This window comes from uncultured Meiothermus sp., assembly GCF_937863175.1.
In the GTDB taxonomy this organism is placed as follows: domain Bacteria; phylum Deinococcota; class Deinococci; order Deinococcales; family Thermaceae; genus Meiothermus.
Genome location: NZ_CALMCQ010000345.1, coordinates 1 through 6,611, shown reverse-complemented (window position 1 = coordinate 6,611; position 6,611 = coordinate 1). Strand labels below are relative to the sequence as shown.

The following is a 6,611-nucleotide window of genomic DNA, read 5'->3' as shown; positions in this document are numbered from 1 at the left end:
ACCTCTCGCCCAAGGACTGGGCGGTTCTGCGCCTGGTGGTGCAGGGCCTGGACAACGAGGCCATCGCGGCCCGGCTAAAAATCAGCGCCAAGAGCGTGGCCAACCGGGTGCAGAACATCAAGACCGAGATGGGCGTGCAGAGCCGCACCGAGATGGTAGCCCGCTACTTCGGCCTCTCTACCACAACCCCGGTTTTTTTACTAGAGCAAAGTTCCCAGGATATCCTGGGAATAATTCCCTATGCAAACCACCCCCCCGCCCCTACCCTGGATAGCAGAAAGGAGGCGAGACCGGCACTGCCCTGAGCCTGCCGAAGGGTGCTACAAGAACTGAGCCCAGCAGAAGCCGAACAGGTAGTAGGCGGAGCTACCGAGCCCAGCCCAAAGCTGCTCTGGCTGTCCCGGCTGCCCGAACCCTGGCCGCCTGTTCAAACTCCTATTCCTCCGCCAGGGCATCCGCCGGAGCGGGACTAGGAAGACGGGCATTCGGCCATCCAGACCCTATTTGATGTGGGAGGTGTGAAGATGCTGCGTGAGTTGGAAGTGTGGGAGATGGAGGAAGTGGTAGGGGGCTGCCCGGAATGGCTCCAGCGTTACAGAGTGGCTTGTGTGATGTGGGAACTTGCAGACTACGTGGCAAAGGCGGAGTTCGTTCGTGGGCTGTTTGATCCACCCCAAACCGGCGATGGTCATAACCATGGGGCGCCTTGGACGATGTATGGCGGCCATAACCACTACCATGTAAACTCCCATCAAGGTGGTGGCGGTGGTGGTGGCAGCCAGTTGACGCCCTGGTAGTCTCTAGTCACAAATACCAGAGATATTCTGGTCAGCTTGTGGCGTGTAGGTGAAGGAACACCCGCCACAAGCTAGTTTCAACAAAACAACATGACCGCAATATCAAGAAACCTGCTTCATAACTCTGGCTGGGTCAGCCCAGCAGTGGTTCTTTCTGCATTAGCATTCTGGCTGCTGCAAGGTACCAACGAACCGTTGTTACCATTCATAATCGTCTATTTCTTCAGCTTATCCCTTCTCACCATTGTTCCCGTCGTATCACGCAAAGAGTTTCTAGCCCTTCTGCTTTCGGCGGCGTTTGGGGTTTCACTTCACTTTCATGAACCCACGGAGATACTCCTGGGCTTTTTACTCATCACCACCATCCTAATTCTGCCGGTACTGGTCATATACCTTGCCCGCGAGGGCCGTTTAGACCCTCGGCTTCACGAGTATGTCCAGCTTCCCAAGCGACGGATACGAGCCCTGCTTCTCGCATTCCTGGTTCTATGTGTAATGGTAATAAGCTTTTTCGCTTCTCTAGCTATTCCAGCAGTCAATTATCAGATTGAGACTGCTTTTCCCCAACCACCCCCATACGCCCTCCTGGAAGGCGTTTTATCCGGCAATTTGATAGTTGCCGGTATCAGCGGCATCAGTGAGGAAGTCGCCCGCGCAGCGCTCTATACCAGCGGCCTGCCAAACCCCTTCTTCAGCACACTGTTGTGGGTTTTAGGCCACAGCCACTCGGCAGAAAGAATCGCTCCAAGGCTCGAAGCTCGTGGTATAGATACCTCTCAACCCAACATCCAGGACTTTTTGCGGGCAACCACTTATACCTATGCCTTAGCCATGTTTACCGCTGGCCTGGCCTTACTCTGGCTCATCCGCACTACCGGCTCTATCTGGCCTGCTGCGGTCAGTCACTTTTTTTTCAACCTTCTGGTCGGCGTGACTTAGCAATGGTGGCTGCCTTTGCTGCCCGAACCCTGGCCGCCTGTTTGTTCTCCCCATCCACCAGGGCATCCGCCGGAGCGGGACTAGGTAGACTGACATCAGGCAATCAAGAACCCATTTGACTATGGAGGTGTGAAGATGCTGCGTGAGTTGGATGAAAACGAGCTTTTGGAAGTGCGGGGTGGGTGTTGGATAGCGGATGGTTCAAACTATGGAGGCATCATGCAGGTTTGTGCTGGTGGTGGAGGTGGCGGGGGGAGAACATACGGACTTTCTTCGATTGGAGATGTGAAGGATTTTGGTTGGCAGCGTGATTATACGTCTTCCAGCGGTCAGGTTGGTGTTACCAGGCCTGACGATAGCAATGTTCGGATTCTAATGGTCGAAGACCCCCATGGTTTTCGGCCTGGTTCCTGGACAGCGCCACTATCCGGGGTCTGTGGGATGCGGTAAACCGGATTTGTTACCTGTATTAGGAACTCAGGACTTGCATCAAACAATATACCTCCAGTACTAGCTATACTACTCAACCTGTATGAAGCATTTACAGGTTGGGTAAACTTCACGGAATAGTTTTTTTTGGAACCATATGGATCAGAAGATAGCTGAAAGCATCGCTTCTATCGCAGAGATAGGGGCCTGGATATACATGTTTGTTGGTTGGGTAATTTACTGGGGATATCGGTTTCTCATAAAGGAGGATCGGCGGCTGTTTCCGATTATGGACAGGCTTACCTGGGGCGGGGTCGGTCTGCTGTTTTTGGTTTGGCTGCTCGATGGCATTGCTGCCAGTCTAGGAAAATATCTGGCCACCAACATGTTGCCAGAGACTGCAGGTGTCCAGGTGGTAAGCAAGCCTGTGGAATGGGGGGTGCTCTTTTGGGCAGCAAAAGAGGAGATCGAAAGGATTGGAATTTTTCAGCTATTTAGCAATGTCTACTGGGTAGGGGTATGGCTCAACTCTCTATGGTTTGGCTTTATTCATTTGAGTGGTCAGGCTGTGGACATTGCTATTTGGCCAGAAATTACCATTCTAAAACCACTTTCTACAGCCGCTTTTGGCCTGGCATGTCTCGCCATCATATTGCGCATGGGACTGGTGTGGGCGATCTTGTTGCACTTTGCAGCGAATACGGTTCGCCTGGTAGTGGTAACAGAGAGCGTGCTGGTCAACTACCTGCTCTTTTTTGGGTGTGTTGCACTTCTGGTAGCAGTTGGCCTGCTCAGCTTGCGGCAGTATTCCGTGGGGAGAAGTTGTAAGGAACTCACTCTTGCCCACAAAACACTTTGGTGAAAGACGCAAATAGAGTCTGCGCGGAATAATGCCTGTGGGTGCTGGCTGCCTTTGCTACAAGAACCCTGGCCGCCTGTTTATTCTCTTCCTCGACCAGGGCATCCGCCGGAGCGGGACTAGGAAGACGGGCATTCGGCCATCCAGACCCTATTTGATGTGGGAGGTGTGAAGATGCTGCGTGAGTTGGAAGTGTGGGAGATGGAAGAGGTAAATGGCGGTGAGTGCCCATCTGGCCGTCGGTGATATGCCACGTTTTGTACAACGCACTGGTGAACTTGACCTGATGGTTTGACAACAAAGCCCCAAAACGAGCCGCTCCACAGCAAATCCCGCCACTCCCAAGGCCAGATCTATATCGAAAACCAACGTACCGAAGCACCCGCATCTTGCTCTGGAAGGTAGTCAACACGCGCACAGCACCACACAAAGGCGCCGCCAGTATGTCAATGGTGCCTTTGGGGAACGGGTTCAAGGGTCTCGTCTCCGGAACCAGAGGCCAGGGCCGTACAAAAACGGCGATCTGGTATGAATGCTCCGACCAGCACTCAAAACTTCAAATCTATATCCAGAGGCTCCTGGGCCTTGCGCCTGGCTTCCAGGGCTCCATCCAGAATGGTCAGTGCAATCCCCACCATCAAGTACACGTCTCCAATGCTGATGACGTTGGTATAGCCCAGGATACTCACCGGGATCACGTCGGCCAGAAACCACAGCCGGCTAGACTCGGTCATCAGGGTGTGGACGGCATCGTACTGCTGTTGGAGCCTGGGAATGAACGACTCCATACCCACCCGGTACAGTGCCTCGCTGCTTACGGGCATGTGCCCCTTATTGGCAAAAATAACCAGGGCATTGGAAAAAAGCCCCAGACCCACAAACCACAGCCCCCGCAGGTGCGGGTTGGCCCACAGGCCATACCCGACCAGAAGAACCACCAGCGTTTTTGCGACGGGGCCAGCCACTGCGGGCTCCATCAGACCCCTCGAGGTAGCCAGTGCCAGCCCACCTTCCAGCAGCGCGGCGGCTACGAAGGCCCAGGCGGACTTGAGCTCGATGTTGCCGAGATCGCGGAAGCCGGCTCGGAACGCGAGGGCAAGGGCAATTCCGACAATTGCACTGGCGAGGTATAGCGTCGTAGGAATTCCTCCCGGTCTCTCCAGATGAGGTCTTCGAGCCACAGCTCCTCGAAGAGCCGCACCACCTGCGGGTCGAACTGCCGCCCCGCAAACATGATTATCTCATTGAGGGCCTCTTCTGGCGACTTGGCCAGGCTATAGGCCCGGCCTGCGGTCATGGCCTCGTAGGCATCGGCCAGCGAGATCACCCTGGCCCAGGTCGGAATCTCGTCGCCCCGTACGCCCAGGGGGTAGCCGGTTCCATCCCAGCGCTCGTGGTGGTGCAGAATAACGCCCTGGACATCTTTGGACAGGCGATGGCGCATGGGGGACAGCACCTCGAGACCCTTGGTGGGGTGGCTTCGGATGAGGGCAAATTCTTCCGCAGACAGCTTGCCCGGCTTCAGCAAGACCGAGTCGGGAATCGCCACCTTGCCAATATCGTGAATGCGGGCCGCGTAGGTAATGCGCTTCACATCCTGCTCGTCCAGACCCATCTTCTGGGCGATGCTGTTGGTAATGGCCGCCACCCGCTCGGAATGCAGGCGGGTGAAGGGGTCTTTGGCGTCCAGCGCCGATACCAGCACCTCGATGGTGGTATCGAACGACTCCTCCAGCTTCACCTTCTCGTCCCAGTAGTAGCGCGAGAAATAGAGCAACAGCATCATAAACAGCACCGTAAACCCACCCCAGCCCCAAATTAGCGGAACCTGATAAGCCTTGGCCAGCAACAACGCGACCGGCGCCTGCACCAGATAGCTCACCCAGAGCCAGCTAGAGTTTTCGTACCAGATTTTGCGAAAGCTGGCACCGCTGGCAAGATGGATAACATAGGTTACAGAGCTAGTGTTCACCAAAAAATAAGCCACCGAGGCGGCAAGAATGCCCACTACTTCGAGGATGTACGGATTCACCCCCGCTTGATTCTGGATAAACCACCATATTAAGGCTGCAAAACCAGTGGATATTGACGTTTGAGTTCTGTTAAACAAGTCTTTGTACCAGGGATAAGCCGGCGTGCCAAAGGCTCTGTCAAAACTGAAAACGAAAATCAGGAGCGGTGCAAGCCATGCGGGAAAGATGACCACCGCTGCCAGCGCCACAACGAACCCGTGCGATATGGAAGCATTGAAAGGAAGCTTCACAAAGGTGTTTTTGGCAATCAGAATAAGGGCAATCCAGAAAGCAGCATCAATGTAATAAAAGTCTTTCTGGCCCGGTAGCTGTAACAGGGTCAACTGCAGACCCACTAAACCCAGGGTTAGCCCGAGGATATAAGCAAGTATTTTGCCTGGAGGAATTGCAAACCAAGACTGCACCCACCTAGTTTAGGGGGGTGCGAAAAAAAAACGAGTACGGATTTCACATCCATACTCGCCTGAGCGTTACGTAATCAGCGCCACTCGTAGTTAGCGCCAGCGGCCATAGCCAGAGCAACCAGGGCAGAGATCAGGGTAAGGATTTTGAAGGCAAGTTTTTTCATGGTTATCTCCTTCCAGACGGTTTGGAAACGTTTTTATTTCTCTGCTTCCAACCTTGAGGAAGACAATACCCCAAGACCTCCCGGGCAGTCAAGGCATACGGGAATATCTGCACTTGATTTAGAATGTATCAAGATTACAATACGCCAAATTTTGCGATGCCTACCGAAGTAGACGCACTTAGCTTAGGGGTTCTCTGGGGGGTGCGCGGTGATATTTTCACCAAAAAATGGGCCGGAGCGTTACGGCCCCCAGGCTTCACCCCTTTTGTCATTCTGAGGCCGTCAGGCCGAAGAATCCCCTAACTGCACAGACCTCGTCCACTGCTCGGGTAAACAGACCGCCGCCGTACCGGCATGATCGGACGTGCCTTACGCAGCCCGGGGATGTTTCGGAGTGCTCCGCACCCCTCAACATGACACCTCAATTTGTCATTCTGAGGGGGCGCTTTTGCCCCCGAAGAATCCCCTCACCGCGTCAGACCCGCCAATTGCTCGGGTAAACAGACCGCCGCCGTACCGGCATGACACCGTACCGGCATGAGGGCCGGGGCCGCCTGCCCTGAGGAGATGTTTCCCCTTCGGTTCCTCAGGGCTTCGACTCACTACGCTACACTCCGTTCAACATGACAGCCCAGTCGGTTGTTAGGCTGGCATGGAGAAAAAGGCCGCTCTGGAGCGGCCTTCTGGGGGGTGGGGTCAGGAAAGGGCCACTTTGAAGGTGGTCTGGCCCAGGGTGAGCTCGAGGTGGTGGGCCGCTACACTGCCCACGGTCAGGCGAAAACCGGTGTTGGGTTCAATTTCCTCGGTTTGCAGACGGGCGCCTTTGGGGCCGATAAGGGCGACTCGGGCGGTGTCGAACGAGGCTTTGCTCTCACCCAGGAGCTGTCCCAGCAGCAGGCCCTGCTGGCCCTCGGGCTTGTAGCTAAGGTCGAGGTAGCAGTCGGCGGCCTGGAAGGGCCTGGTCCAGCCCGTGCTGGAGGCGGCAG

7 protein-coding genes are annotated in these 6,611 nt (G+C 55.1%); 4 read left to right on the top strand and 3 right to left on the bottom strand.

Annotation, left to right across the window (positions count from 1 at the left end; genetic code table 11):
* From Q0288_RS13120 to Q0288_RS13105, 4 genes are all read left to right on the top strand, one after another.
* A partial coding sequence (locus tag Q0288_RS13120; protein ID WP_299431137.1) for a helix-turn-helix transcriptional regulator occupies positions 1-305 on the top strand: 305 nt, incomplete at its 5' end.
* Between the two features lie 213 nt (positions 306-518).
* Entirely contained in the window at positions 519-797 is a 279-nt protein-coding gene (locus tag Q0288_RS13115) for a hypothetical protein (RefSeq protein WP_299431135.1), read from the top strand.
* Between the two features lie 90 nt (positions 798-887).
* On the top strand, positions 888-1,736 hold the full coding sequence (locus Q0288_RS13110; protein ID WP_299431133.1) for a CPBP family glutamic-type intramembrane protease: 849 nt from the start codon (positions 888-890) through the stop codon (positions 1,734-1,736).
* A 586-nt stretch (positions 1,737-2,322) separates the two neighbouring features.
* Positions 2,323-3,027 (top strand): hypothetical protein, encoded by a 705-nt coding sequence (locus Q0288_RS13105; protein ID WP_299431131.1) that lies wholly within the window; start codon positions 2,323-2,325, stop codon positions 3,025-3,027.
* Between the two features lie 545 nt (positions 3,028-3,572).
* Here Q0288_RS13105 and Q0288_RS13100 read toward each other — a convergent pair.
* From Q0288_RS13100 to Q0288_RS13090, 3 genes are all read right to left on the bottom strand, one after another.
* The gene (locus Q0288_RS13100; protein ID WP_299431139.1) at positions 3,573-4,028 is read right to left on the bottom strand and encodes a DUF5317 domain-containing protein; all 456 of its coding nucleotides are present in this window, start codon (positions 4,026-4,028) and stop codon (positions 3,573-3,575) included.
* A 23-nt stretch (positions 4,029-4,051) separates the two neighbouring features.
* Entirely contained in the window at positions 4,052-5,461 is a 1,410-nt protein-coding gene (locus Q0288_RS13095) for an HD-GYP domain-containing protein (protein WP_299431129.1), read from the bottom strand.
* An 860-nt stretch (positions 5,462-6,321) separates the two neighbouring features.
* The coding region (locus Q0288_RS13090) for a hypothetical protein (protein WP_299431127.1) at positions 6,322-6,611 on the bottom strand (290 nt) is incomplete at its 5' end.

What these genes read in the sequence shown, in the direction of transcription:
- Q0288_RS13110 (WP_299431133.1), top strand. Translation starts at nt 888, where the DNA reads ATGACCGCAATATCAAGAAACCTGCTTCATAACTCTGGCTGGGTCAGC.
- Q0288_RS13105 (WP_299431131.1), top strand. Translation starts at nt 2,323, where the DNA reads ATGGATCAGAAGATAGCTGAAAGCATCGCTTCTATCGCAGAGATAGGG.